The following is a 25,676-nucleotide window of genomic DNA, read 5'->3' on the forward strand; positions in this document are numbered from 1 at the left end:
TCCCGGGCTTCCTCACGCGTGGCCCGCGCCCATCCTGAGCGCGAGCTCGCGGGCGTGGTCGGCCGCCGCCGGGCCCCGGCCGGCGTCGGGCGCCTCGGAGAGGAAGACGAGCGCCAGCATCAGCGCGGCGTCCAGCCGGCCCACGGCCAGGCACGGATCGTCGTCGGCCGGGGCGGTCGCCGTCCTCGCGTACCCGCTGCGGACCGCCGCCGGGTCGAGGTCGTTCTCCGGGTACCGGGCGTACTCGACGAGCCGGCCGAACTCCAGGGCCGGGGGCCCGAGCAGGGCGTTCGACCAGTCGAGCAGGGCGACCGCCCGCCCCTGGTGGCGGCGGATGTTGGCGCTGCGCACGTCGAGGTGCAGCAGGCTGTCCTCGGTGAAACCGGCGAGGTGGCCGGCGATCAGGGAAGCGGCCGGCGGCTCGGGCCAGTCGCCGACGCGGCGGCCGATCTCGGCCCAGCGGCGCCCGATGCGTGCGGCGATCGCCGCCGCCGTGCCGGTTCCCTCCGCCGCGACGGGCCTCAGCTGCGGCGGCGGCACCCGGTGGAGCCGCGCGAGGAGGTGACCCAGCTCGAAGGAGTCGAGGTCCGAGCCGTCGTCGGGGACGTAGGCGGACAGCAGTACGTCGGGGGCGGCCGGGTCGTCCGCCAGGACGAGCTCCCTCGGCTGCGCGACCGGCAGGCCGTGGGCGGCCAGGTGCTTCGCGATGGCGTACTCCTGCCGGAGCAGGGTCCGGGTGTCCACGTGGGGGTCGTTGGCGTTCGACTCGAACCGCTGGCGCGCGAGCCGCACCGCGACGGGCTGCCCGTCCCGCGCCTGCGCCCGGAACACGGAGAACTCCAGGCCCTGGCCGACGAGTTCCAGGCCGCTCAGGCCCCACCGCTCGGCCAGGTCGTCCAACGCGGCGAATCGCTCACTCATGTGCACCTTCGGGGTTTCGCGGTCGCAGGTCGGCCTGCGTCTTTCACCACCAGTGTGAAGGCGCCGGGCGGGCACGTCAGGCGTTCGCCGGAGACAGCGCGGGATGGCGCGGGTGCGGCTCCTGCCCGGCTCAGCCCCGGTTGTGGTCGCCGGCCGCGCCGTCGAGGAGTTCGCGCAGGATGTCCATGTGGCCCGCGTGCCGCGTGGTCTCCGTCACCATGTGGATGAGCACCCGGCGCAGCGACACGGCGTCGCCGAACCAGGCCTTGCCCAGGTCGTCGAGGTCGAGCTCGCCGATCACCTGGTCGGCGGCGGCGCGGGCGCGGGCGTAGTACGCCAGGACGTCCTCGGTGGACTCGTGCGGCTCCACCCTCATGTCGGAGGTCTCGTCGGCCTCCAGGTCGAAGGGCAGGGGCCCCGTCCCGCGGCCGAACGCCTCGCAGAACCAGCCCGGCTCGGCACCCCCCGGGTGCTTGACCAGGCCCGGCAGGTTCGTCCCCGACGGGGTCATCGGTCGCCGCAGCTGCTCGTCGTCCAGGCCGTCCGCCCGGGGTGGCGCCGCGTCAGGCGGAGCGGTGGTAGGAGGTGAGCGAGATCCGGACCGGGCCGTCGTCGGCCGTGGCGAGGATGCGGATGATGGCGATGTCCTGGCCACCCTGGGCGCGGACGCAGAAGCTGCGGTCGGTGCGCAGGGCGTTGAAGGGCAGGGAGGAGACCGGCTGGGTCTCGACGCCCTTGACGCAGTCGGGGAGGGTGAGCCGGCCGGTCGGCGCGACGTAGGCGTCGCTGTCCTCGGGGATGGAGAACTCGCCGGCGTGGCGGCCCAGGTACCAGGTGGAGGCGTCCTGGGCGGTGACCTTCCCGGCCTTGAGGTCGAACTCGTAGGTGGGGTCGGGGGAGGTGAGTTCGAGGTTGGTGTGGACGGCGGTGTACCCGGCGGCCGTCGTGGTGGTGGCGGCGGCGGTGGTGGCCTGGCCGGGGGCCGGGGCGGTGGTGGCGGCGCCGGCGGACGGGGCGAGGCCGGCGGCGACGTTCTGGTCGTCGAGGTCGTCGAGGTACTCGGGATCGAGCAGGACGAACGCGGCCGCGGCGCCGACGAGGAGGGCGGCGGTGGTCAGGAGCACGGTGCGGGTGCGGGTGCGGGTGCGGGTGTGCCGGCGGGCCGGGGCGGCGGGCTCGGGTCTGTCGGGGGCCGGTTGCAGCCGGGTGGGCGGCGGGGCGGGGAGGCCGAGCGTGGTCGGGGCGTCGGCCGCGGCCCGGGCCGGGGAGAGGACGGTGGCGGGCGGGGCGGGTGTGCCGGGCGTGGTCGGCAGGTCGCTGTGGCGGCGGATCGCGCTGCTGACCCGCTGGGGCAGCCAGTCGTCGGAGAAGCGGAGCTCGCCGCCGGTGGCGGGGTGCCGGCGGGCGGCCTCGATCAGCTGGGCGGTGCCCGGCCGGTCCTCGGGGCGCTTGGCCAGGCAGAGCCGGACCAGTTCGTGCAGTCCGGGCGGCAGCTGGGAGAGGTCGGGCTCCTCGTGCACCGCCCGGTACAGCGAGGCGGGCTCGGGCCCGTCGCCGAAGGGGGGAGTGCCGGAGCCGACGTAGGCGATCAGGGCGCCCAGCGCGAAGACGTCGGTGGCCGGGGCGGCGGACAGGCCGAGGGCCTGTTCGGGGGCCATGAAGCCGGGCGAGCCGATCCGCAGACCGGTGCCGGTGAGCGGGCTGGCGTCGGCGGCCCGGGCGATGCCGAAGTCGATGACGCGGGGGCCGTCGGTGGCGACGAGGACGTTGCCGGGCTTGAGGTCGCGGTGGACGACGCCCGCCGCGTGGATCGCCTGGAGGGCCTCGGCGATGCCGGCGAGGAGCAGCAGGACGCTCCGTTCGGGCAGCGGTCCGTAGTGCTGGACGACCTGCTGGAGGGAGGGACCGGGCACGAAGGTGGTGGCCAGCCAGGGAGTGGCGGCGTCGGTGCCCGCGTCGACCACCTGGGCGGTGTAGAGGCCGTGGATGCGCCGGGCGCTGGCGACCTCCTGGGCGAAGCGGTGCCGGAACTCGGGATCCTCGGCGAGTTCGGGCCGGACGACCTTGAGCGCGACCGGCCGCCCGCCGGGGGTGTAGGCCAGGTAGACGAGGCCCATGCCGCCTGCGCCGAGCCGCGCGCAGAGGCGGTAGCCGCCGACCTCGCGGGGGTCGTCCGGGGACAGCGCCTGGAACGCCGTGGGCGACGGGGCGCCGAAGGGCTCTGCGGTCATGCTGGCTCCCAGCGGGTCGTGCGGGTGGGACGGGGGAGTGGCGGAGCGGGGGCGGGGCACAGCGAGGGTGCGGCGGGTGGGCCGGGGCCCGGGCGGACGCCGGTGTCGTGAAGCGCACCGGATCATACCCCGACTGGGATTTCAGTCAGGAATGGGGTCCTCCGGTCGGTCGGTGCCCCGTCCGGGTAAGGTGATTCCTTGTGGCTGACCGTCGAACCTTGATCATGGAAGCGGCTGCGCGGGTCATCGCCCGGCGCGGCGTCCGCGGGCTGCGCGTGGAGGAACTGGCGGCGGAGGCGGGTGTGTCCACCGCGCTGATCTACTACCACTTCAAGGACCGCGCGGGGATCCTCCGCGCGACGCTGGAGTTCATCAACGACCGGGCCGAGCGCTACACGACGGAGCGCGCGGCGGACGCGCCGCCGCTGGACGCCCGGGGCGAGCTGGAGCAGACGCTGCTGCTGGAGCTCCAGGACACCCCCGAGGTGCGGGAGAACAGCACGGCCTGGGGCGAGCTGCGGGCGAGTGCGGTGTTCGACCCCGAGCTGCGGGAGGACCTGGCCCGGGCCACCCTCGTCTGGGTTCAGGAGGTCGCGGAGTTGCTCGGACAGGTGCGGCCGATGAACGGGGCCGCCGCCCTGGCGGCCTCGGCCGAGCGGCTGACCGCGCTGCTGGAGGGGCTGAGCGTCCGTTGGCTCAGCGGCAGCCTGCCGGTGGCGCACGCGCGCGAGCTGATGGCCGGCGCGATCGAGGCCGAAGTGGAGCGACTGCGCGGGTAGCGCGCGTCGCGTTCCGGCCCCGGGCGAGGCGGCCCGGGGCCTTCTCGCGTGCCGGGGCCTTCTCGCGCGCCGGGCCTCTTCCCGGGCCGGGCCTTTTCCCGTGTCGGGGCCGGCTGGGCAGTTCCATGATCTGGAGCTTGACTGAAAATTCAGTCAATGTCAGAGTTGCGGCTGCGGGGCCACCGGTCACTCGGTGGGCAATACTTGATTCGGAGATCGTCATGAGCAACACCCACGGTGACAACCGCTCCCTGTTCGACCGCCTCTTCGGGGCCCCGCCCCCGCACCAGGCGGAGCACGGGCTGCCGTACGCCGGCGAGGCCGGGCTCCCGCAGTGGTGGGTGGACCGCGACGACGTCCCGCACGCCCGCACCTGGATGTCCTGGCCGTCCCGCAAGTCCGTCTGGGGCCGGCAGCTGGCGGGTGTCCAGCAGGACATCGCGCTCATCGCCCGGACGATCGCCCGATTCGAGCCGGTGGTCATGTGTGCCCCGGACGACTACAGCGTCCGGGAGGCCCGGTCCCTGTGCGGATCCGCCGTCACCGTGACGGACGCCGTCCCCACCGATGACCTCTGGATGCGGGACACCGCCCCGGTGTTCCGGCGCGACGGCTACGGGCGGCTCGACGCCGTCGGCCTCAACTTCAACGGCTGGGGCGGCAAGCAGACCCACCGCGACGACGCGGAGGTCGCGCGCGGCATCGCCGAGATGCTCCGACTCCCCTTCTCCTACGCGGAGTTCGTCGGCGAGGGCGGCTCGGTCGAGACCGACGGCGACGGCACCCTGATGGCCACCGAGAGCAGCCTGGTCAACAAGAACCGCAACCGGGGCATGAGCCGGGACGAGATCGAGGAGGCCGTCCTGGAGGTGTACGGCGCGGACAAGATGATCTGGGTCCCCGGGATCAAGGGCCGGGACATCACCGACGACCACATCGACGTCACCTCCCGGTTCGTCCGGCCGGGCGTCGTCCTGGTGCAACTGCCCCCGGCGGACCGCCACGACGTCTGGGCCCGGGACGCCCGCGAGCAGTTCGACATCCTCTCCCGGGCCACCGACGCCAGGGGCCGCCGGCTCCGGGTGATCCGGGTGGACGGCCCCGACACCGTCCGCTCGCGGGACTCGAAGTTCGTCGACTCGTACCTGAACTTCCACGTCGTCAACGGGGGCGTGATCGCGGCGCAGTTCGGCGACGTGTACAAGGACGAGGCCGCCCGGCGCACCCTCGCCGAGGCCTTCCCCGGGCGCGAGGTCGTCCAGCTCGACGTCGACCGCCTGATGGCCGGGGGCGGCGGCATCCACTGCTCCACGATGCAGGAACCGCTGCCTTAGGGCCTGTCCGGTCGGCCCGGGAGACGTTCGGCCCGCCAGCCCGCGATCTCCGTGCCGATCGCCTCGCCGAGCAGGCTGCGCGCGCGGTCGAGCGGCAGCGAGCCGCTCAGCCACCGGATGGAGAGGCCCTCCAGGAGTGCGGTGAGGCGTTCGGCGGAGGCCGCGTGCGCGGGCGCGGTGCCGAACGGGTGGGCGCGGCCGAGCAGGCCGGCGATCTCGTGCACCCAGGTGTGGGTGGCCCTGGCCAGGTCCTCGCGGAGGCGGGACTCGAAGACCGCGCTGGCCCGCAACTCGCCCCAGGCGGTGCTGTTCTCGCGGACCTCGGTGGAGTCCTGGAGTTCCAGCAGCAGGGCCTGGGCCAGTTCGCTCCAGGGGTCGTTCGCGGGCGCCCCGGGCTCCGGTTCGGCGGTGTAGCGGTCGGCCCGTTCGCCGATGAACTCCAGGGTCTCGCGGAGGATCCCGGCGCGGTCGGTGAAGTGGTAGTAGATCAGCGAGGTCGACACCCCGGCCGCGGCCGCCAGTTCCCCCACCCGCAGTCCGCGTACGCCGCGTCGCGCGATGAGTCTCGTGGCCGCTCTCAGTATCTCTGTTCGACGGTCTGGCATGGTGGTCCACTGTACTCGAATTATTGACTGAACTTTCAGTCTCTCCCGGGAGGTGCCCACCCGGCCCACCCGGCCCACCCGGCCCGGCGGATCGCCCGATTCGCCCGATCGGCGCCGCGCGGGCTCGCCGCCGGACCCGCCGGCCGCCCCTACTGTCGGATATCGCCCGTTTCGGGGTGGAATCCGTGTCAACGAGGGGACCTGCCGTGAGAGAACCCGCCCTGTCCCGCCGGGCCGTGCTGCGCTCCGGGGCGGCCGTGGCCGTGGTCGCGATGGTGGAAGGCTGCGGTTCGTCGGGGGCCTCGTCCCCGAAGGACGAGCCGACCACGGCCGCCGGCACGGGCACGGGAGGAGCCGCGAGCGCCGCGGCGTCGTACGCGATGCCGGCCGAGTGGCGTCCGCACACCAGGACGTTCATGGCCTGGCCGGCCCTCGACTCGGTGTGGGGCGACCAACTGCCCGCCGTCCGCCAGGACATCGCGCACGTCGCGCAGGCCGTCGCCCGGTTCGAACCGGTGGTGCTGATGGCCCGACCGGACCAGAGCGCCGCGGCCCGGCAGCTGTGCGGCTCCAGCGTCGAGGTCCTCGACCTGGCGGTGGACGACCTGTGGGCCCGCGACACCGGCCCGACCTTCGTCACCGGCCCGGCAGGGCTGGCCGGCGTCGACCTCAACTTCAACGGCTGGGGCGGCAAGCAGACCCACGACAACGACGCCAAGGTCGCCCGGAACCTCCTCGACCACTACGGGATCCGGCGCATCCAGGCGCCGATCACCGGCGAGGGCGGCGCGATCGAGGTCGACGGCGAGGGCACCCTGATGGCCACCGAGAGCTCGTGGGTCAACTCGAACCGCAACCCGGGCACGAGCCGCGACCAGATCGAGGGGGCCCTGAAGGACCTGTTCGGCGTCCAGAAGGTCATCTGGTTCGCCGGCGTGGCCGGGCAGGACATCACCGACTGCCACATCGACGCCCTGGCCCGGTTCGCGGAGCCGGGCGTGGTCGTCATCCACCGCCCCGGCCCCGACACGCCGCCGGACATCTGGTCCCGCGCCTCCGACCAGGCCTTGCAGGTGCTCGGCTCCACCACCGACGCCAAGGGCCGCAAGCCGCGGATCGTGGAACTCGCCGAACCCGACCTCACCGGGCAGCCGGACCGGGGCAAGGACTTCCTGGCCACCTACCTCAACTACTACGTCGTCAACGGGGCCGTGATCATGCCCCAGTTCGGGGACAAGGCCTCCGACGACCGGGCGGCGGGCGTGCTGGCCGACCTCCACCCCGGCCGCGAGATCGTCCCGGTGAGCATCAACGCCATCGCGGCCGGCGGTGGCGGCATCCACTGCTCGACCCAACAGCAGCCCGAGGCCGCCGGGGCCTCCGGCGGCTCCTCGGGCCCGGCCTGACCGATCGGTCCGAGCGGCCGGGCCCGACCGGCCGACCAGGCTTGACCGAGCGGCCGGGCCTGACCGAGCGGCCGGGCCGCGCCGAGCCCGGAAAGCAGGGGCGGCGCAGCACGGCCGATCGGGCCGTTCCCGGACGGTCAGCCCGTGATCGGCCGGCTGTCCAGGCGGACGTGGTCGACCGCCCAGTACCAGTTGTTGCCCGCGTCGTACATCCGGAACTTCAGCGTCACCGCCTGCGCCCCCGCCGGGACGGCGAGGCGGCGGGTGACGAGGGCGTTCTGGACGTCCTTGCCGGCGTTGTCGTTGCCGGTGGCGTCGGCGCTGTAGAACACCAGGCGGGTCTCCGTGCCGTTGTCGAACACGGCGGTGACGGACGCCTTCTGCGGGGCCTCCTGCCGGTAGTGCGAGTCGAAGGCCAGGTACAGGGTGTCGGCGCCGGCCGGGAGGCGGACGGCGGGGGAGACGAGCGTGGAGTCGAAGACGCCCTTGCGGGAGGGGGAGCCGGTGTCGTCCCAGTCGTCCGGGTCGGCGACGGCGAGGACGCCCAGGCCGCGGGTGAAGTTGCCGCGGTCCTGCCCGGCCGGGGTGGACCACTCCCGCTTGGTGTGGAAGGTCCAGCCCTGGAGACGGACGGTGCCCTGCGGCATGCCGGGGGCGTTGACCACCGACCAGCCCTGCGGCGCCTGAGCCGTCCAGCCGAGCACGCCGTCCTGCGGCTGGAGCACGCCGGCCAGCGACTCGAAGTCCTCGCCCAGCAGGTGGCCGGCCATCACGGGGGCGGGGCGGGCGGCGAGTTCGCCGTCGGCGATCGCGAAGCGGTCGCCGGCCAGCGCCCGGGCGGTGACCAGGATCCGGTGGGTGGCGCCGTCCGGCAGCTGGGCGGGCGGGGTGACCTCCCAGACGGCGGTGGCGGTGGCGCCGGCGGCGAGCGAGGCGGGCGGCGCGGTGACGGCGGTGACCGTCCAGCCCGGCGGGACGACCGGCTGCGCCTCGACGGCGGTGAGCGCGGCGGTGGCGGTGAGCACGGCCGAGACCCGGGCCGGGCGGCCGGGCAGCAGGACGGGTTCGTCGATGGTGCTGGAGGCGGCCCCGAGGGCGACGTCCACGGCGAGCGGGTCGGCCAGGCCCAGGGCCGGGTCGGTGACCGTCCGGTCGTCCCAGGGGAAGCGGCCGGCGATCCGGCGGCGGAAGGTGAGGTCCCCGCGGACGGCCACCGCGACGTCGTACCAGCCCTCGGGCCGGACCGCGAGGTTGACGGTCCGGTCGTCGCCGGCCGCGACCCGCACCTCGCGCAGCCCGTCGCCGTAGGCGAGGTCGCCGACCAGGAAGGTCTGGGCGGTGCGCGAGCGGTTGATCACGTCGACTTCGAGGACCTTGCCGTCGCGCTCCTCCGACAGCGACACCTCGTACGTGGCGGCGGCATCGCCGCGCAGGTGCCACAGCGCGCCGTTGGGGCCGTGGACGCGCAGGTCGTAGCCCTCCGGGCCGACCGTCCAGACGTCGGAGAGCCGGCTCTTCGCGCCGACGGTGTAGTGCCGGGGCGCGCCGCCCGGTGCCGGGTAGACGGCGAACACCGCGCCCTGGCGGCCCTGGTTGACCAGGTCGAGGGTGAGCTCGCCGCCCTTCAGCCGGGGCTTGACCAGCAGGTCGTAGGGCGCCGGGCGGGCCGAGCGGGTGCCGCGCTGCTGCTGCGGGAAGGCCTGCGGGCTGGGCACGGTGGGGGCGGGGAGCTTGCCGGTGTCGACCACCTTCTGCCGGTTGCCGCTGGTGTCGGGCAGCTGCGGCCAGACCGGGTTGCGGCCGGAGAAGTCGAAGACGTTGGTGAGGTCGCCGCAGACGGTGCGCCGCCACGGGCTGATGTTGGGCTCCTGGACGCCGAAGCGCTGCTCCAGGAAGCGCAGCACCGAAGTGTGGTCGTAGACGGTGGAGTCGACGACCCCGCCGCGGGTCCACGGCGAGACCACGACCATCGGCACCCGCACGCCCAGACCCATCGGGTACGGGCCGGAGACCAGGGTCTCGCCGGCCGGCAGGGTGTCGGACCAGGTGAGCGAGCCGTCCGCGGCCTTGACCCGGTACTTGCCGTCCTGACCGACGACCCGGTGGTAGGTGGCGGAGCCCTTGCCGACGCGGACGACGACCTCGCCGTCCACCGGCACGGTCGACTTGCCGCGCCCGGTGGCCAGCGGCGGGACGGGCGGCAGCTGGTGGTCGAAGAAGCCGCCGTGCTCGTCGTAGTTGAGGATGAAGACGGTCTTCTGCCACACCTCGGGCTTCGCCGCCAGGGCGGCGAGCAGCCGGGCGGTGAGGTGCTCGCCGTTCGGCGGCGCGTAGTTGGCGTGCTCGGAGAGCGCGGCCGGGGCGACGATCCAGGACACCTGCGGCAGCTGGTCGGCCTGGACGTCGGCGGCGAAGGCGTCGACCAGGGCGTCGCCCATCGCGAACGGGTCGTTCTTCTTCGCCGGGTCGCCGACGGCCCGCATGCCGCGCTCGTACAGCGGCTCGCCGGGCTTGGCCTTGACGAAGGGGGCGAACCAGGCGAGCGCGTTGTCGTCGAAGTTGTCCAGCGCCTGGTAGGTCTTCCAGCTGACGCCGGCCCGCTCCAGGCGCTCGGCGTAGGTGGTCCACTCGTAGCCGCCGGGGATCTCGGTGTTGTCGGTCACCGGGGTGTCCCGTACGGTGCCGCCGCTGGTCCCGGTCATCAGGTGGTCGCGGTTGGTGTTGGTGTTGCACTGGACGGACGCGTAGTAGGCGTCGCAGGTGGTGAACACCGAGGCGAGCGCGTGGTAGAAGGGCATGTCGGCGCTCTCGTAGTAGCCCTGGCCGAGCCAGCCGCCGGAGCGGCGGGTGACCGAGCCGTCGGCGAGGCCGTCGTTCCAGGCCTTCATGGAGTCCACGAAGCCGAAGGCGGGCGCGCCCTGCTGGTAGGCGCTGGTGTGCGCGGCGTTCATCGGGAAGGGCAGCAGGTGGCCCTCTTTGCGGCCCGGGTCGGGCTGGTGGAACACCGAGCGCCCGTTGATCCCGCGCACCGCCGTCCGGTCGCCGAAGCCGCGGACGCCCGCCAGGGTGCCGAAGTAGTGGTCGAACGCGCGGTTCTCCTGCATCAGCACCACGACGTGCTGGATGTCCGCCAGCCGTCCGGGCTTGGCCGGCGCGGCGAGCGCCTCCTGGACGCTGATCGGGAGGGCGGACAGCACGGCGGCCGCCGCCGCGCCGCCGAGCAGGCTGCGGCGCGACAGTTCGGGCATCGGACTCATCGGGTGGGGCTCCTTGCTGACGGGCGCCGGACCATCGGTTCGACCCGGACCAGTCATGTTTCTAAGTGACCGAGGTGACCGGGGCCGGGGAGTTCGATGACGATCCGATGGCCGCCAAGGGGCCCGGAGCTGTACAGACAACTTGACTTGACGCCGAGCCACGGAGAACCGCGGTCGACGAAGCCCGGTGAACTCTCGCGCCCCTCCGGGCCGTAGCACCGGGGTGGGGGCGCGGAAGCGGCGCGCCCGGACACCGGGGAGGAACTGGATGCAGTCCCGACGCGACCAGGTGCAGGCGCACCTGTTCGTGATGAGCAGGCTGGCCTCCGGCATGCTGCGGGCCGAGCCCGACGCGCCGGACACCCCCACCGGGCGGACCACCCGGGGCACCACGACCGGACTGGCCGTGGCCGTCCTGATCGGGCTCGGGGTCGTGGTGTACGGGGTCATCAAGCCCGGCGGCGACGCCGGCTGGACCAAGCCCGGCACGCTCGTGGTGGTGGAGGAGACGGGCGCCCGCTACCTGTTCGTGGGCGGGCAGCTGCACCCGGTGCTGAACGACACCAGCGCCCGGCTGGTGGCCGGCGACCAGATGGCGGTCGCCCAGGTCGGCCGGGCGTCGCTCGCGGACGTGCCGCGCGGCGCTCCGGTCGGGATCGTCGGCGCCCCCGACGGGCTGCCGCCGGCCGCCGAACTCGCGGGCGGCACCTGGCTGGTGTGCGGGACCGTCCAGCCCGGCCCGACCGGCGCCCCCGCGCCCCGGCTGGGCCTGCTGATGGACCCGGTCAAGGAGGGCAAGGCGCTGACCCCTGGTCAGGCCGTGCTGGTCTCCCTCCCGGACGGGACGGTGCACCTGCTCTGGCAGGGCCAGCGACTGCGCGTCGACACCGCCAACCAGGCCCTGCAGGCACTCGGCTACGGCGGAGCGACGCCCTTCCCCGTCCCGGCCGGGGTGCTGAACGCGCTGCCCGCCGGACCGGATCTCGCCTCCCCCGCCGTCCCCGGGCGCGGCGGCGACGGCCCGGTGCTCTCCGGGAAGCCGACCCGCATCGGCCAGCTCTTCGACGTCGCCGGCGGTGCGCACTACCTGCTCACCAAGGACGGCCTGGTCCCGCTCACCACGACCCTGTACGAGCTGCTGCGCGGCGATCCGCGCACCCAGAAGGAGGCGTACGCGAACAACGCCCCGGCGCCCGCGCTGATCGGCCCGGTCGACCTGGCCGCCCACACCGCGCCGGGCGGGGCTCCGGCCACGGGACTGCCCGAGACGCCGCCGACCCTGGTCACTCCGCTGCACGGCGAGGGGGTCTGCGCCGACCTGCACACCGGCGCCGGCTCCCCGGTCACCGCGATCACCCTCCTGGACGCGGCCGCGGCGGACACCGGCCGCCCGCCGACGGTCCCGTCGGGTGCGGCGGGCGGCACCTGCGCGGTGGCCGACCGGATCTCCGTCCGGCCCGGGCGCGGGGCCCTGGTCAAGGCGGTCTCCGGCGCGGGCACGGGCAGCACCGAGTACCTGGTCACCGAGGCCGGGGTGCGGTATCCGTTGCCCTCGACGGCCGTCGCCAAACAGCTCGGCTACGGGGGCGCCACGCCGGTCTCGGTGCCCGCCCCGGTGGTCGGGCTGCTCCCCGCCGGGCCGCTCCTCGACCCGGCGGCGGTGGCCGACGGGGCCGCCGCCACGCCGACGGCCGCCTCGACGGCCGCCGCCGCGGCCGCCGCGCCCGGTTCGGCCCCGTGCAGCTGAACCACCCGGTCTCGCGGGCCCGTTGAGTCGGTCAGGAACGTGTGCGGGGTCGCAGTCGCGCCCCCGCTCGTGCAGGGAAGGGAGCATGCCGTGGGCACACCGTCCATGTTGACGAAGGAAGACGAGGCGATCCGCCAGGTTCTTTCGAGCCTGGAGCAGCAGATCGAGAACATGGTGACCGCCGGCCGCACGGTCGAGCGGATCAAGGAGGAGCTCGCCGCCGGCTACATCTCCGGGGCGAGCAGCATGTTCCAGTCGAGGGTCGACGACTGGATGCAGCGCTACCAGCAGGTCATCGGTGCCTTCGAGCACTTCGTCCAGTCCACCCAGGGCGCCAACCAGATCCTCACCCAGGCCGAGGACGACGCCCGGGCACACGCCGCGGACGGCATCTACAACGGGCTCCAGGGCGCCTGAGGGCGCGTCGGAAGAGCAGGAAGACTAGGGAAAGCGAACCGATGGACTTCGGAAACATCCAGCTCCACCACGAGACGGTCGAGCAGTCGGCGGCCGAGCTCCGGCAGGCCGGCAACCTGATGCGCAGCAACCTGGACGAGCTCATGGGCAAGCTGAGGGGCGTGATCGACGGCGGGCACTTCCAGGGTGTCGCCGCCACCGCCTTCGAGGAGCTCTCCCGGGTCGTCGCGGCCAACGAGTCGAAGATGGACGAGGACATCGAGGGCGCGGCGGGCACGCTCACCAAGATGCACGACATCATGATCGAATCGGACTACAACGCCGGCAAGCAGTTCTAGTCCGGGCGGGGGCACGCGACCATGGGTGAATCGACGATCAAGGTGACGGTCGAGGGTCTTGAGACCTTCGTGAAGGACCTGAACGCCTTCGAGCAGGACGTCAACGGCCAGAAGACGTCCTGGAGCGAGGTGCCGGCCCTGAAGCCGGGGCGGGAATCGTTCCCCGCGACGAAGGCCTTGAAGGCCAACTTCGACGCCTTCTCCAAGAGCGTGGGCGAATCGATCGAGGCCATCCGGGGCGACGTCGACAAGATCGTGCTCGACCTGATCAAGGCGCGGGAGAAGCTTCACCTCGGAGACGGTGAAGCCCTGACGGAGGCCCAGATGATGGACGTCCTCAAGGACGTTCTCGGCGGAGTCACCGGAGCTCCCGCCCCGCCCAAGTGAGGGCCGTCGTCGGATCGGACGGTTGTGGGGCCGCCCGATCCGACGGCACACCGATGTCCTGACCCGTGTCACCGCGTTCGGAGGAAACCATGGCGGACGAGCCGCCCAAGACAGAGGCGCCCAAGGTCACGTACACCTGGGAACAGATGCTGGAGGCGTTCGCGGGGTCGGACCACAGCGCCATCGTGAAGCGGGGGGACGTCACGGGGCAGCCGTGGATCACCGGGCAGGAGCTGGTGACGGACTCCCGGTACAACAACAACCTGCGCAAGAAGAAGGACGGCCTGTCCACCCACAACGCCGGCTACGACATGTGGGCGGAGTGGGACTACGGTGACGGCAACGCCACCACCGCGTTCACCACGATCCTGGGTGTGACCTACAACTGGCCCTTCTTCGACGACAAGCCCTCCGGTAAGACGGGGAGCGTGCTGCACCTGTTCCATACCGACCCCGGAGAGATCCTCGGCGGGGCCATCTTCCAGGGGGGCCCGGGTAACGACAACACGAACTACAAGACGCTGACCGAGGCGGCGCGGATCCTCGCCCTGGTGGACACGTTCTTCGCGGACAACCGGGCGAAGATCCACCAGTGGGCCGAGTCCGTGGACGGCGCGGGCAGCGATTTCCAGGGCAGTGCGGCCGGCCGGTTCAAGGAGGTCCTGGTCGGGCTGCAGAACGAGTTCAAGACGCTGCACTACCGACTCAGCGGCGACCTCGACGCGTTCAAGGACGACGCCCCCGCGCCGGCCGCGGGCAGCAGCATCGCCGACAAGCTGAAGGCGGCAGGCGATGCGCTGGTCAAGGTCCAGCAGGACATGTACAACAACGGGTACAACCCCTGGCGCGGGTACAGCGCCTTGACGGACCCCACGGGCTCGTGGGCGTACAAGAAGAACGACGACCCGGACAAGCACGCCACGTACGCCTGGCCGGACCTGTGCATCCACTACGCGTTCACGCAGGAAGTCCAGAAGCTGACGGCGACCCGCTACCCGACGAACGACGCCTCAGGGGATTCGTACGAGGCCACGGTCACCGGCGGCTCTACGACCATGACGAGCGGTTCCACCGGAACCGCGTCGGTCGCCGCCTTCGCCACGGTCCTGAACAACGCGGCGACCAAGCAGTGGACGGACGAGGTCGTCAGGGTGCTCGACAAGGCGGCCACCGACGCCGGGACCGCCCTGGCGACCGCCTACGAGGCCGCGGCCAGGGTCCTGATGTCGTTCGCGGCCCCGGGCATGGACCTGGCGCCGGACAAGGTGGACCCCCCGAAGGACGGCCCCGACAAGGGGCCCGGCGGTCCTGACGGCCCGAAGGACGACACCAAGGGCCCGCCGAAGGGCGGCGCCGGTGCTCCGCCGCCGGGCATCGCGCCGCCCCCGCCGCCGAAGCCCGGCGGGATCGGCGGCGGGGGCGGTGGCAAGGGCGGCGGCACCGGGACCGGTGGCATCGGCGGCATCGGTGGCATCGGGGGGATCGGCGGAGGCAACGGCCAGGCGCCGCTGCTCGACAAGAACGGCAAGCCGGTCCTCGACAAGGACGGCAAGCCGATGTACGTCCCGCCGGGGACGACGGTCAACGGCAAGGGCGAACTCATCGGCCCCGACGGCAAGCCGCTGCTCGGCCCCGACGGCAATCCCCGGCACGTGCCGGTGGGCACCGTCGTGGGCCAGCCGACCACGGGGTCGGGCGGCTCGGGCGGTTCGGGCGGTTCGGGCGGGTCGACGTCCAATACGCCGTTCAAGGTGCCGCCGGGCTCGAAGATCAACGACGACGGCACGGTCACCACCCCCGAGGGCAACCTGCTGAAGGACTCCAACGGCAACCCGGTGGTGCTCCGCAAGGACGACAAGATCGACGCGGACGGCACCGTCCGCACCGCGAGCGGTCGGCCCGTCTCGCAGTTCGAGCAGCTGCTGTCCGACGAGGAGCACGCGCTCTCCGGGCGGGGCGGCGGGCTCGTCCTCGGTGGGGGAGGTGGCAGCGGCGGCAGCGGCAGCAGCTGGACCGGCCTGCCGAGCTCGCTCGGCGGCGGCGGAATCTCCTTCGGCGGTTCCGGCGGTTCGAGCTCCCTCAAGAGCGGCACCGACCTGTTCGGCGAGCCCTTCAGCGGCCAGGGCTCCGGCCCCAAGACCATGGGCGGCATCGCCGCTCAGGGGCCGCCGCGCATCGGCGTCAGCGACCGCCTGGCCTCCGCCCTGGGCATCGACAAGGGGGCGACGGCCGCCGAGGAGGCCATGGCCTCCCGCACCATGGCGGCCGAGCGGGCGTCAGCGGCCGGGCTGGCCGGCGAGGAGGCCCAGCTGATGGGCCGGGGGGTCTCCACCACCGGTGGCGGCGGCCCCATGATGCCGCCTATGGGCGCCGGTGCCGGCGCGGGCGCGGGCGGTCAGGGGGAGAAGGAACGGCAGCGCACCACCTGGCTGGCCGAGGACGAGGAGGTCTGGGGCACCGACTCGGGCGCCGTGACGGGCGTCATCGGCCGCTGACCGGGCGATTCGCGTCGGCGGTCGAACCGCAGGACCCCGCCCATCCGTAGAGAGAACCGTACGACCCCACGAGCCGGCGCGTCCCGGGCCTCACCCCCGTAGGCCCGGGACGCGTCATCGGGATTCGGGACGAGACGGAAGTGCGGGTGAAGGCGTTGTCGTACGCCGAGCAGATCGAACAGGCCATGGCCGCTCTGGAGGAGCAGCAGGCCAAGATGGCGGTGGCCGCCAAGGAGTTGCAGGCGGCCACCGCCTCGGTGACGTCCAAGGACCGGATGGTCACCGCGACGGTCGGGGCGCAGGGGCAGGTGGTGTCCCTGGTCTTCCACACCACCGCGTACCGGTCGATGGCACCGGCCCAGCTGGGGCAGGTCCTGGCCGACGTGCTGAATACCGCGCGGGCCGACATCGGCGAGCGGGTCGCGGAGACCATGGGCGCGTTCAGCGGCCTGGGCGAGGCCCTGCGGGCCTCGATGACCGGCGGGACCGAACTCGACGACCTCTTCGCGCCGCTGCGGGACATGCGGCCCGGCTACGCCGACGAGGCCGCCGCGGCGGACCGCCGCAAGCGCGACCGGCAGGAGGAGTTCCGTGGCTAAGCCCCAGCTGACCGCGATGGCGGACCTGAAGGACAAGTTCGCCAAGTTCGGCCCGCTCTCGGACACCATCGAGGAAGTCCGCCGGTGGACCGACGAGATCAACGAGTTCAACAAGAGCTCGGCGGGCAACGACGACATCGGCAAGGAGTACCACAAGAACGTGGACGGGCCGACCGCCGATCTCGACGACCTGTTCAAGAAGGTGCGCGACCAGGTCGAGGGCGCCGGAACCAAGGGTCAGAAGACCTCCGAGATGCTGAAGAACGCCGACGAGGAAGCCAAGAACCAGAACTGACGATCCGTCAGGTTCTCGGTCCGGCCCGCTTCGCCCAACCCTCGACGAACGCCAGGAGTACGCCCCCGTGTCGATCATGCTTCCCCCGGCCCTGGCCAAGCTGTTCGGGTTCGTGACCGGCATGAAGTGGCCCGAGGCCAACGAGGACCGGCTGCGCACGGCCGGTGACGACTACCTGGAGATCTACAAGAAGGTCCCCGAACTCCGCTCCTACCTGCTGGAGTTGGTGAACTACGTCAAGGAGGAGTTCGAGGGCGAGGCGGCCGACCGGTTCGTCCAGCAGATGGGGCAGCTGATCGGCGCCGACGGCGGCACCGACTACGTGACGGCCTCCGGGGATTCGGCGAAGGAACTCGGCGACTACGCCCACAAGACCGCCAACCAGGTCGAGTACGCCAAGTGGATGATCATCGCCCAGCTGGTCCAGCTGGCCGCGCAGATCGCCTGGGCCATCGCCAACATCCCGCTCACCTTCGGGGCTTCGCTGGCCACCATCTTCGCCGCCGAGGTGGCGACCAGGGAGCTGGTCAAGCAGGTCTTCATCTGGCTGTTCAAGCAGATCGCCCTGCACGAGTTCCTGAACATCACCACCTCCATGATCATGGACGGGATCATCCAGGGCATCCAGATCGGCCAGGGCCACAAGGACCACTGGGAGAAGGACACCTTCCTCCAGGCGATCGAGTTCGGCGCGATCAACGGCCTGCTCACCGGCCCGCTGGAACTGTTCACCTTCGGCTTCGGCAAGCTCTTCGGGAAGATGTTCGGCGGCGGCATCGGCAAGGAGCTGCAGAACAACCTCAAGAACCTGGCCGGCGCCGAGCTGAAGACCGCGGCAGACCTCGCCAAGGGCGCGGGCCGCTCGCTGGAGAACGCGGGGCTCAACACCCTCAAGAAGACCGGCGAGGGCGGGCTGGCGGGCCTCGGCAAGACCGGGGTGAAGGACGGCCTCAAGGGCGCGGCGGAGGGTGCGGCCAAGACCACGGCCAAGGACGCGGTCGAGGGTGCGACGAAGACCACGGCCAAGGGCGCGGCGGAGGGCGCGGCCAAGACCACGGCGAAGGACGCCGTGGAGGGTGCGACGAAGACGACGGCCAAGGGTGCGGCCAAGGACGCGGCGGAGGGTGCGGCCAAGACCGCAGGCAAGGACGCGGCCAAGGGCGCGGCGGAGGGTGCGGCCAAGACCACGGCCAAGGACGCCGTGGAGGGTGCGGCCAAGACCGCAGGCAAGGACGCGGCGGAGGACGCGGTCAAGGCCGCCGAGAAGAAGCTGTCCAACGTCGAGAAGTTCACCCAGGAGATGGGCAAGTCCTTCGAGGAGCAGCTCGGGAGCCTGGGCATCTCCAAGGACCTGGCGAACGAGGCCGGGCGGAAGGTCGCCGAGACGATCGCCGGCAGCGGCGCCCGCTACGCCGTGGACCTCGGGACCGTCCGCAAGCTCCTGGACGCGGCGGTCAAGGACGCCGGCAAGGGCGGCGAGCACCAGGCCGTCAAGGACCTCGCGGACCGGACGCTCCACCTGATGGACGGTCTGCGGCCGCAGACCGGACTGCAGATGCTCTACAAGTTCGGCGAGGGCATCGGCGGCTACCTCAAGGGCGGCGTCCAGAACATCCTGACCGAGGGCACCTACAACTCGATCTTCGGCGACGGCTCGTTCTCGGTCACCGCCGAGACCTTCTTCGCCGGCGTCGCCATGGGCGCGATCGGCCACGCCGGGCACACCCTCACCGGCCCGGCCCGGCTCCGCTTCCAGGACAAGATCCGCGCGTGGGACGAGGAGTCCAGGAACAGCAGCGACGACAAGTACTACGGCCTGGGACACCCGCGAACCCTGCTGGCCATCGCGTCCACGCTGATGGGGCACCCGACCTCGCTGCTGATCCCCCGGCCGGAGGGGCCCAAGGCCCGCGAGGCGCGGCTGGCGGCGGAGGGGAACTTTGAGCACGCCACCCAGCCGAAGGACTTGCCCACCAGTTCCGACGGCTCCAAGTCGCAGCCGTCCACGACGGGGGAGCGGCAGACCAAGGACGCTCCGACCAAGACGGAGGCCAAGGCCCCCGAGGAGACGTCGAACAAGCCCGAGCCGCCGGCCAAGGTACCGACGTCCGGCGGCGGCTCGCACGAGCAGGGGCAGAAGTCGACGCAGCAACCCCCGGCGCACGAGACGGTGCCCGCGCCCGCCACGACGTCCGAATCCAACGTCCCCGCCCCCGCCCACGTCCCGGTGACCGGCGGGCACGAGCAGCCGAACCCCCGGGAGCAGCAGAACCCCCGGGGGAACGAGAACACCCGCGACAACGAGAACCCCCGGGAGAACGAGAACCCCCGGGAGAACCCGAAGACCCCCGAGCAGCAGAACCCCCGGGGGAGCCAGAACTCCCACGAGAACCAGAAGACCCCCGAGCAGCAGAGCGCCCACGAGAACCAGAAGACCCCCGAGCAGCAGAGCGCCCACGAGAACCAGAACACCCACGAGAACCAGAACACCCACGCCCGCAACGAGGAACTGCAGTACCTGGAGGTCGACGAGTCCAACGCCCCGAAGGAGCACGGCCACCACCTGCCGTCCGCCGGCCCGGAGCGGCAGCCCGGCTGGGTGCTCGGTGACAGGCCGTCCCAGGAGACGTTGAAGGCCCTGGAGCGCCTGCCCCTCGACCCGTCCCGCTTCGCCCTGGTGATCCACACCAACGAGCACGGGATGCCGATGCACAACGGCCGCGAGCTGTCGGTGGAGAAGCTGGCCTCCGTCGTGCGCGGGCTCGCCCAGACCGGGCACCTCGGCGGGGACCGGCGCACGATCGAGTTCGTCGCCTGCGACCTGAACGGGCCGCTCAACTCCCGGTACGTCCAGGAGGTGATGGAGCACGTCTGGGCGGACCCGAAGCTCGCCGACGTCAAGGCGGTGGCGGCCGACGGTCCGGTCTGGGTGGTGCCGGGGTTCGACTCCCCGACCGCGATGAAGGAGGGCCCCGGTACGGGCCACGTCGTGGTCGCCGCGAAGGTCGGCTTCGGCCGGGACGGCAAGCCGGTCGTCGAGGGTGGCGGGAACTGGTACGAGTACGTCAACCCCGCCTCCGAGGAAGGCCGGGCGCGCGTCGAGGCCGGCGAGCCGCTGGTGCGCTCGTACCCCTCGCCGCTGCCGGAGCACTACACGTCGGGCTCCAAGCACACGGACATGGCGGAGGCCTCGGTCTTCGGCGACGCGGCGAAATCCGCGCAGGAGCACGAACGATCGGCGCCAGGCCAGGAACCGCCACCGGCCTACCACTACACCGACGCGCCCGAACACGTCCGCGCCGAGGAGGGCGGTCGGCGCGGGGAACAGTGGCGCCAGGCCCAGCGGGACCTCCAGGACGCCTACGACGCCAAGCTCGCCGAGGCGGCCGACAAGCTCCGCCAGGACCCGGACGGCAGCGGCCACGTCCATGACGCGCAGGCCGAGGAACTGCTCCGCGAGGCCTTCACCGACGGGCCCGTTCGCTTCCCCGACGACGCGCCGCCGGGCCTGCCCACGGCGGTGTGGAAGCGCGCCAAGGACCTGATGTACCAGGAGCTGACGGCCCGGCCGCAGGACCGCGAGCAGATCCTCGACGGCCTCGACGGCCTCACCCACCTCGCCGCGGTCCGCGAGGCGGCCGTCCGGGTGGCGATGGAGCGCTTCGACCGGACGGTGACCGAGTGGAGCGCCCCGCCGCGCGCCCTCGGCGACGGCCCCGTCACGGTTTCGCACGCCGACCTCCCGGCGGTGACCCGGGACCTGATCCGCAGCGAGGCGCGGGGCGGCTTCAGCGCCCGGGCCGAGGCCGAGGTGGCCCGGATCTACGCCCGCCCGGAGGACCTCACCGGCGCGGGCAACGCGCAGGCCCAGCACGCCCTGAACCGGCTCACCGAGCACCTGCGCGGCGAGCTCGACTTCCGCGCCGACCACGAGACCGCGCTCGCCCAGGCGGAGCACCTGGTCGAGCGGGCCACCGCAGACTGGTACGACCGCCTCTCCCCGGCCGACCGGGAGCTGCTCGCCGCCGCCGGGGTGACGGAGCGCCCCGAGCTGTCACCCGACAGCGTGACCCTGATCAGGGAACAGCTGCGGGACCGCCTCGGCACCGACTTCGAGGAGGTCGCCGGCCCCGTCGACACGGCCGCCGGACCGCGCCGCGAGCGTACCCAGGCCGCGGACCTCTTCGGCCTGGCGCTGGCCGGCCGCGCCCAGGGCCTGCCGCACGAGTTCGCCGTCCAGGCGGTCCGCGAGGCGGCGATCCGGCGCGCCGCCACGGAGGCGGAGAAGGCGACCGAATCCTGGAACACGGACGCCGGCGCCGAGCGCAAGGACCGGGCCACCGCCTTCGGGGCGACCGAGCACGACGTCCAGCAGGCCCGTGGCACCGTCACCCGCGAACTGGCCCGGGACGTCGACCGGCTGGTCGCCGACCACCTCAACCGGAACACCGAGGACACCGAGGCGTTCGGGCGGGAGCTCGACGAGCTCACCGGCACCGGCGCCGTCCACGACCGGCTCACCCACCAGGCCGCCCGCCTCGCGGCCCGCCGCGCCGCCGAGGAGGCCGCCGAGAAGGCCGCCCAGGAGCACGGCGGCCTCACCGGGCACGGCATCGGCCGCCTGAAGGAGGGCCACCGGGACCGGATCACCTCCGCCTTCGACCAGGTGTTCGGCAAGCCCGAGGACCTGAAGGTCCGCCAGGAGGAGTGGGACGCACGGCACCGGGAACTCACCGAGGAGCTGGCCGAGCACGCCGCCTTCGAGGCCGAGGCCGCGCCCGCCCTGCACGACGCCGCGGCGGGGTTCGAGGACCGGGCGGCGCCGCACGTCCTCACCGACGACGTGATCGCCTTCCTCAAGCGCGAGTACGGCGACGAGTTCTTCGAGCGGTACCGCGAACTGTGGAAGCTCGCCCACCTGGACGCGGCCGGCTGGCGCGCCCACGAACGCGGCCACGAGGACGCCTTCGCCCGCCGCCGGGAGGAGGAGGCCGCGGCCGCCGAGGAGCAGCTCGCGCTGGTCCGGACGACCGCTCGCCCCGACACCCCGGAGGGGGCGGGCCACCACACGGATTTGCGCGAGACGGATTCGCACGAGACGGATTCGCACGAACGCCCTCGGCAGGACGACCTCCCCGAGTCCATCGAGACGGCGCTGACCGGCGCCACCACCCGGCCCGAGGAGCAGCCCGCACCGTCGCACACCGAGGCCCCGTCCGACCTCACGCTGCGGCCCCGGCCCGACGGCGAGGCGGTCGTCCACACCTCCGACGAGACGGTGGTCGTGCATGAGTCCGTGGAGTCGCCGGTGTCGGCGCCGCGGATGGTGGTGGATCGGACGCCGCGTTTCGTGGTGCAGTCGTCGTTCGAGGCGCGTCGGTTCGATCATGAGGGTCCGGTGACGGATCTGACGGTGCGGATCGATTTCGTCGAGGGTGGTCGGGGTCACAACACGGCTCTGGTGTGGGACAAGGTCGTTCGGGGTGTGGAGGAGTACCTCAACGCGCCTGGTTACCGGTTGGCCAATGGTGACCGGATGCATGTCACGGTGTTGCCGGCCAGGCTGGGTGAGCGGGCGCATCTGACGGTCGACCTGGTTTCGCGGGGCCGGGAGATGGACCAGAAGTCCTGGTGGCTGGACGCGGATCCGATCGACTACGCGCACGAGTTGGGCCACCAGATCGGTCTGCGGGACGAGTACCGGGCTTCGGGTCTGTCTCATCGTCCTGCGGTCGAGGGGAGTCTGCTGGGTGACCACCGGGCTCCGGCGCCGGAGGGGTTGCGGCAGGGTGGTCTGCGGGAGCGGCACTTGCAGCTGATCTCGTCGGTGGTGGGGCACCTGGACCCGGCTGCTACGCATGGCCGGACCTGGGATGAGGCCTGGTCGTTGGCGGCGGTGCATGACCGTGAGCATGTCTGGGTGGACCCGGTGTCGGCTCCGCTCGGGATCGGCTCGCACGAGGGTGGCCCGCTCGACGTCGCGCCGAGGGCGAACATCCATGAGGACAACCTGCCGGCGGAGCACAAGCGGCTCATCAAGCAGCCGGGCTATTCGTCCGGTGACCAGTTCGGGATCTCGGTCGCGCTGCTGAACGACCCGAATCTGCATGTTCTGATCGCGCGGGGGCCGCGGACGGCGGAGGGTCATGCCGTCAATCCCAAGGACAAGTCCCTGGAGATCGAGGCCTTCTACCGTTCCATCGGGATCTCCGACGACCGTATCCACACCGTGGACGTACCGAGCATGGAAACGAGTCATCTCTACGCGGTGATGGACGCGGAGGCTCATCGCATCGTGGCCGAGGACTGGGAGGTCCTCTCCGAGCAGGACCAGGAGGCGGTGGTCAAGAGCGTCACGTTCGGTACCGACAAGGTCGCCAAGGTGTTCTCGGAAACCCTGCGCGAGACCGTCCGTGACGCCTGGAAGATGGACCCCGCGCGCGACCAGCAGGTCGCGGGCTGGCTGGGGGAGCGTGGGATCACGCTTCCTGCCGAGGGTGCGAAGGTCCTGGTGCTGTGGTCCCGTTTCACCGGCAAGGTGACCCAGTGGGCCGACCTGGGTGGCCGGATGGAGCACGACACGAGCTTCCAGGGCGTGCGGCAGATCCTGCGGGAGGTCGCCCGTGAGCAGGGCATGGTGCTCATCACCGGTGACCCGCACCCTTCTCGGCAGAACAAGTGGAACGAGTTGGTCGCGGAGATGCGCGCGGAGCTCGGGATCGACACCATCCACCACATCACCGGCTTCTGGAAGGACGGCGGACCGGACCCCTCGGTCTGGACGGAGAACCTCAGGACCGGGCAGTTGAGGCTGTACGACTTCCTGGACCGCCACTACGACATGAACCACCTGGGGACCCGCTCCGGAAACCTGGAAGCCGCCGCGCTGCTCGGCCACAAGGTCACGTACCTGGAGGAGAAGGGCTCCAGCGGACGGGAGCGGATGGAGAAGTGGCACGAGCAGGACGCAGGCAAGACCAAGGCCGGAGGCATGGCGCCGGGCTACGAGCGTGTGGTGATCCCCACCCCGCCCACCGCGTCCGGCCGGTTCACCGTCCCGTTCGATCAGAAGCACGGCGGCCGCCTGGCGGCGGGTGAACGAGACAACGGTCTTGCGCCGGTGGGCAAGGGCAATGGCCACCAGCCGCTGGGCATGGTCGACCACGGGTTCCAGCCGCCGGGTGGGACCGTCCTGTGGCGCAAGCCCGCGGCGGTCTACGGCAAGGAACGCGGCTTCGGCTTCGAGGCACTGGCCAAGATCCGGGAGCAGTTGGGGTTGTCAGGTGACCGGCCGCTCGACGCCGGGCAGTTCGCCGCCGACCGTGCCCAGCACCTGCAACGCCGGTACGACAAGCTGCGCGGCGACATCGTGACGTACTCGGGCGGCGGACCGGAGGTGGAGAAGTACCTGGACACGTTCGACGAGGTCTTCCACGCCGACAGGCCGCGGTACGCCGAGAGCGCCCCGTGGCAGGTGTACCGGAGGATGGCCGAGGAGGGGCTGCCCTTGCTGCCCGAACTCTGGACGTACCACCGCAGCCTCCGCGACCGCTCGGACCTCTACCAGCTGGGCTACCAGATCCACGAGGTGCCCCGCGACGGCGACTGTCTCTACCACTCCGTCAACCACCAGCTGGGGACGGCCGTCAGCCCGCAGGCAGTGACGACGCTGCGCAACCGCGTCACGAGGTGGATCAGCCAGAACCGTGACCTGGTCACCGTCTTCGCGACCGAGCGCGGGTCGACCTTCAGCGACCTGGCCTGGATGGCCAAGACCAGGGGGTGGTGGGCCGGGTCCAACGGGGACCTGATCCCGACGATCGTCGCCTCGGCCCTGGGGGTGCGGCTGCACATCTTCGACGGGGTCAACTGGCACTCCTTGGCGCCGGTACCCGGTGCCCCCGAGGGCAACAGGGATGTGTCCCTGTTCCTCTCCGAGAGCCACTACTCCCCGCTGAGTCCTGTCCCCGCTCCGGAAGAGGCACCGGCTGCCGCCAGCACCCAGGAGGGCGATGGGGCCCCGAAGCGGCCGCTTGAGCACAACAGTGACTCGGAGCCGGAGGATTCGGCGGAGAAGAGGCTTCGGCCGGCGCCTTCGGGGGTGTCGGAGGAGTCGGTGGTGGTGAATCCGCTGGCGGTGGAGCACGGTGGTGGTATGCCGGTTCCGGGGCCGTTGCATGAGCGGGTGCAGGCGTTGGAGCACCTCGGCCCGGAGGCCCGGCGGGAGCTCGCGGCCGATACCGCTTTTGTGGAGAGCCTGCGGTCGGAGTTGTCGGCGGAGGACTTCGCGCAGGCGGCGGCGCGGTTGGTGATCGACGTCGATCCCCGTGTGCATCAGCCGGTTGCTTCGCGGCGTGAGGCTGAGTTGCAGGTCGCGCGGATGTTGCAGGACAAGGAGGTCGCGGCCAGGCTGGTGGCGGCGGGTGTGCGCGTGGTGGTGGTGCCGCGTGATGTGCCGTTGACCGGGGTGGCGGGTTTCGAGAAGCTTCGCGGGCTGGTGGCCGGCGGTGAGGCGGGCAACGGGCGCAGTGTTGACCAGTTGCGGGGGGCGAACGACGAGCTTGTGGTGGCGATCCCCGAGGAGAACCTGCTCGGTGAGCGGACGACGGTCGGTCCGCATGCCACGCAGCCGGAGGGGTATTCCTCGGCGACTCATGAACTCGCGCACGCGGTCCTGGAGTTCGGGCTGAGTCGTGAGCAGAGGGCGCTGGTCGAGGAGGCGTACCGGGGGAAGCGTCTCGCGGACGGTCTGGCTGATCTGTTCGGTGAGGAGTCCGTGACGGTCTGGCCCGATGGATCGCGGCGCAACGCTGCGGGTGAGCTGGTCGGCAACTACTCGTCGGCGGATGTGCATGAGTTCTTCGC

General features: G+C 72.1%; 16 protein-coding genes. 11 read left to right on the top strand and 5 right to left on the bottom strand.

The genetic code is table 11. The features are described from left to right. Positions 1-12: 12 nt before the first annotated feature. The 3 genes from AB0O82_RS32260 to AB0O82_RS32270 all read right to left on the bottom strand — a co-directional run bounded on the left by AB0O82_RS32260 (position 13) and on the right by AB0O82_RS32270 (position 3,152). Positions 13-921: a phosphotransferase gene (locus AB0O82_RS32260; RefSeq protein ID WP_363587551.1), complete on the bottom strand. Its 909-nt coding sequence runs from the start codon at positions 919-921 to the stop codon at positions 13-15. A 130-nt stretch (positions 922-1,051) separates the two neighbouring features. Continuing rightward, positions 1,052-1,576, bottom strand: a complete 525-nt coding sequence (locus AB0O82_RS32265) for a DinB family protein (RefSeq protein WP_363587553.1) — start codon at positions 1,574-1,576, stop codon at positions 1,052-1,054. Next, positions 1,485-3,152: a serine/threonine-protein kinase gene (locus tag AB0O82_RS32270; RefSeq protein ID WP_363587555.1), complete on the bottom strand. Its 1,668-nt coding sequence runs from the start codon at positions 3,150-3,152 to the stop codon at positions 1,485-1,487. Before AB0O82_RS32270 ends, AB0O82_RS32265 begins: the two co-directional genes overlap by 92 nt. A 200-nt stretch (positions 3,153-3,352) precedes the next feature. Between AB0O82_RS32270 and AB0O82_RS32275 the strand changes: the two genes are divergently transcribed. Further along, positions 3,353-3,931: a TetR/AcrR family transcriptional regulator gene (locus AB0O82_RS32275; RefSeq protein ID WP_244293542.1), complete on the top strand. Its 579-nt coding sequence runs from the start codon at positions 3,353-3,355 to the stop codon at positions 3,929-3,931. Between the two features lie 221 nt (positions 3,932-4,152). Then, positions 4,153-5,265, top strand: a complete 1,113-nt coding sequence (locus AB0O82_RS32280; protein WP_363587557.1) for an agmatine deiminase family protein — start codon at positions 4,153-4,155, stop codon at positions 5,263-5,265. Here AB0O82_RS32280 and AB0O82_RS32285 read toward each other — a convergent pair. Next, on the bottom strand, positions 5,262-5,870 hold the full coding sequence (locus AB0O82_RS32285; protein WP_363587559.1) for a TetR/AcrR family transcriptional regulator: 609 nt from the start codon (positions 5,868-5,870) through the stop codon (positions 5,262-5,264). The genes AB0O82_RS32280 and AB0O82_RS32285 overlap by 4 nt on opposite strands. Before the next feature lie 206 nt (positions 5,871-6,076). Here AB0O82_RS32285 and AB0O82_RS32290 point away from each other — a divergent pair, with 206 nt between their 5' ends. Beyond that, entirely contained in the window at positions 6,077-7,276 is a 1,200-nt protein-coding gene (locus AB0O82_RS32290) for an agmatine deiminase family protein (RefSeq protein WP_363587561.1), read from the top strand. A 137-nt stretch (positions 7,277-7,413) separates the two neighbouring features. Here the strand turns inward: AB0O82_RS32290 and AB0O82_RS32295 are convergent, their stop codons facing one another. Next, positions 7,414-10,533, bottom strand: coding sequence for a phosphocholine-specific phospholipase C (locus tag AB0O82_RS32295; protein WP_363587563.1), 3,120 nt, complete (start codon positions 10,531-10,533; stop codon positions 7,414-7,416). 268 nt (positions 10,534-10,801) lie between these two features. Here AB0O82_RS32295 and eccB point away from each other — a divergent pair, with 268 nt between their 5' ends. The 8 genes from eccB to AB0O82_RS32335 all read left to right on the top strand — a co-directional run. After that, positions 10,802-12,280 (top strand): type VII secretion protein EccB, encoded by a 1,479-nt coding sequence (eccB, locus tag AB0O82_RS32300; RefSeq protein WP_363587565.1) that lies wholly within the window; start codon positions 10,802-10,804, stop codon positions 12,278-12,280. 90 nt (positions 12,281-12,370) lie between these two features. Next, the gene (locus tag AB0O82_RS32305; protein WP_363587567.1) at positions 12,371-12,697 is read left to right on the top strand and encodes a hypothetical protein; all 327 of its coding nucleotides are present in this window, start codon (positions 12,371-12,373) and stop codon (positions 12,695-12,697) included. 41 nt (positions 12,698-12,738) lie between these two features. Continuing rightward, complete coding sequence (locus tag AB0O82_RS32310; protein ID WP_363587569.1) at positions 12,739-13,035, top strand: hypothetical protein; 297 nt, start codon at positions 12,739-12,741, stop codon at positions 13,033-13,035. A 21-nt stretch (positions 13,036-13,056) separates the two neighbouring features. Next, the gene (locus tag AB0O82_RS32315; RefSeq protein ID WP_363587571.1) at positions 13,057-13,422 is read left to right on the top strand and encodes a hypothetical protein; all 366 of its coding nucleotides are present in this window, start codon (positions 13,057-13,059) and stop codon (positions 13,420-13,422) included. Between the two features lie 89 nt (positions 13,423-13,511). Then, positions 13,512-15,917 (top strand): hypothetical protein, encoded by a 2,406-nt coding sequence (locus AB0O82_RS32320; protein ID WP_363587573.1) that lies wholly within the window; start codon positions 13,512-13,514, stop codon positions 15,915-15,917. A 146-nt stretch (positions 15,918-16,063) separates the two neighbouring features. Next, on the top strand, positions 16,064-16,516 hold the full coding sequence (locus AB0O82_RS32325) for a YbaB/EbfC family nucleoid-associated protein (RefSeq protein ID WP_363587575.1): 453 nt from the start codon (positions 16,064-16,066) through the stop codon (positions 16,514-16,516). Continuing rightward, positions 16,509-16,811 (top strand): hypothetical protein, encoded by a 303-nt coding sequence (locus tag AB0O82_RS32330; protein WP_363587577.1) that lies wholly within the window; start codon positions 16,509-16,511, stop codon positions 16,809-16,811. The genes AB0O82_RS32325 and AB0O82_RS32330 overlap by 8 nt, the downstream gene beginning before the upstream one ends. A 67-nt stretch (positions 16,812-16,878) precedes the next feature. Further along, positions 16,879-25,676 (top strand): hypothetical protein (locus AB0O82_RS32335; RefSeq protein WP_363587578.1); only part of this gene is annotated, 8,798 nt, incomplete at its 3' end.

The sequence above is a fragment of the Kitasatospora sp. NPDC088264 genome, assembly GCF_040685715.1.
Lineage (GTDB): Bacteria > Actinomycetota > Actinomycetes > Streptomycetales > Streptomycetaceae > Kitasatospora.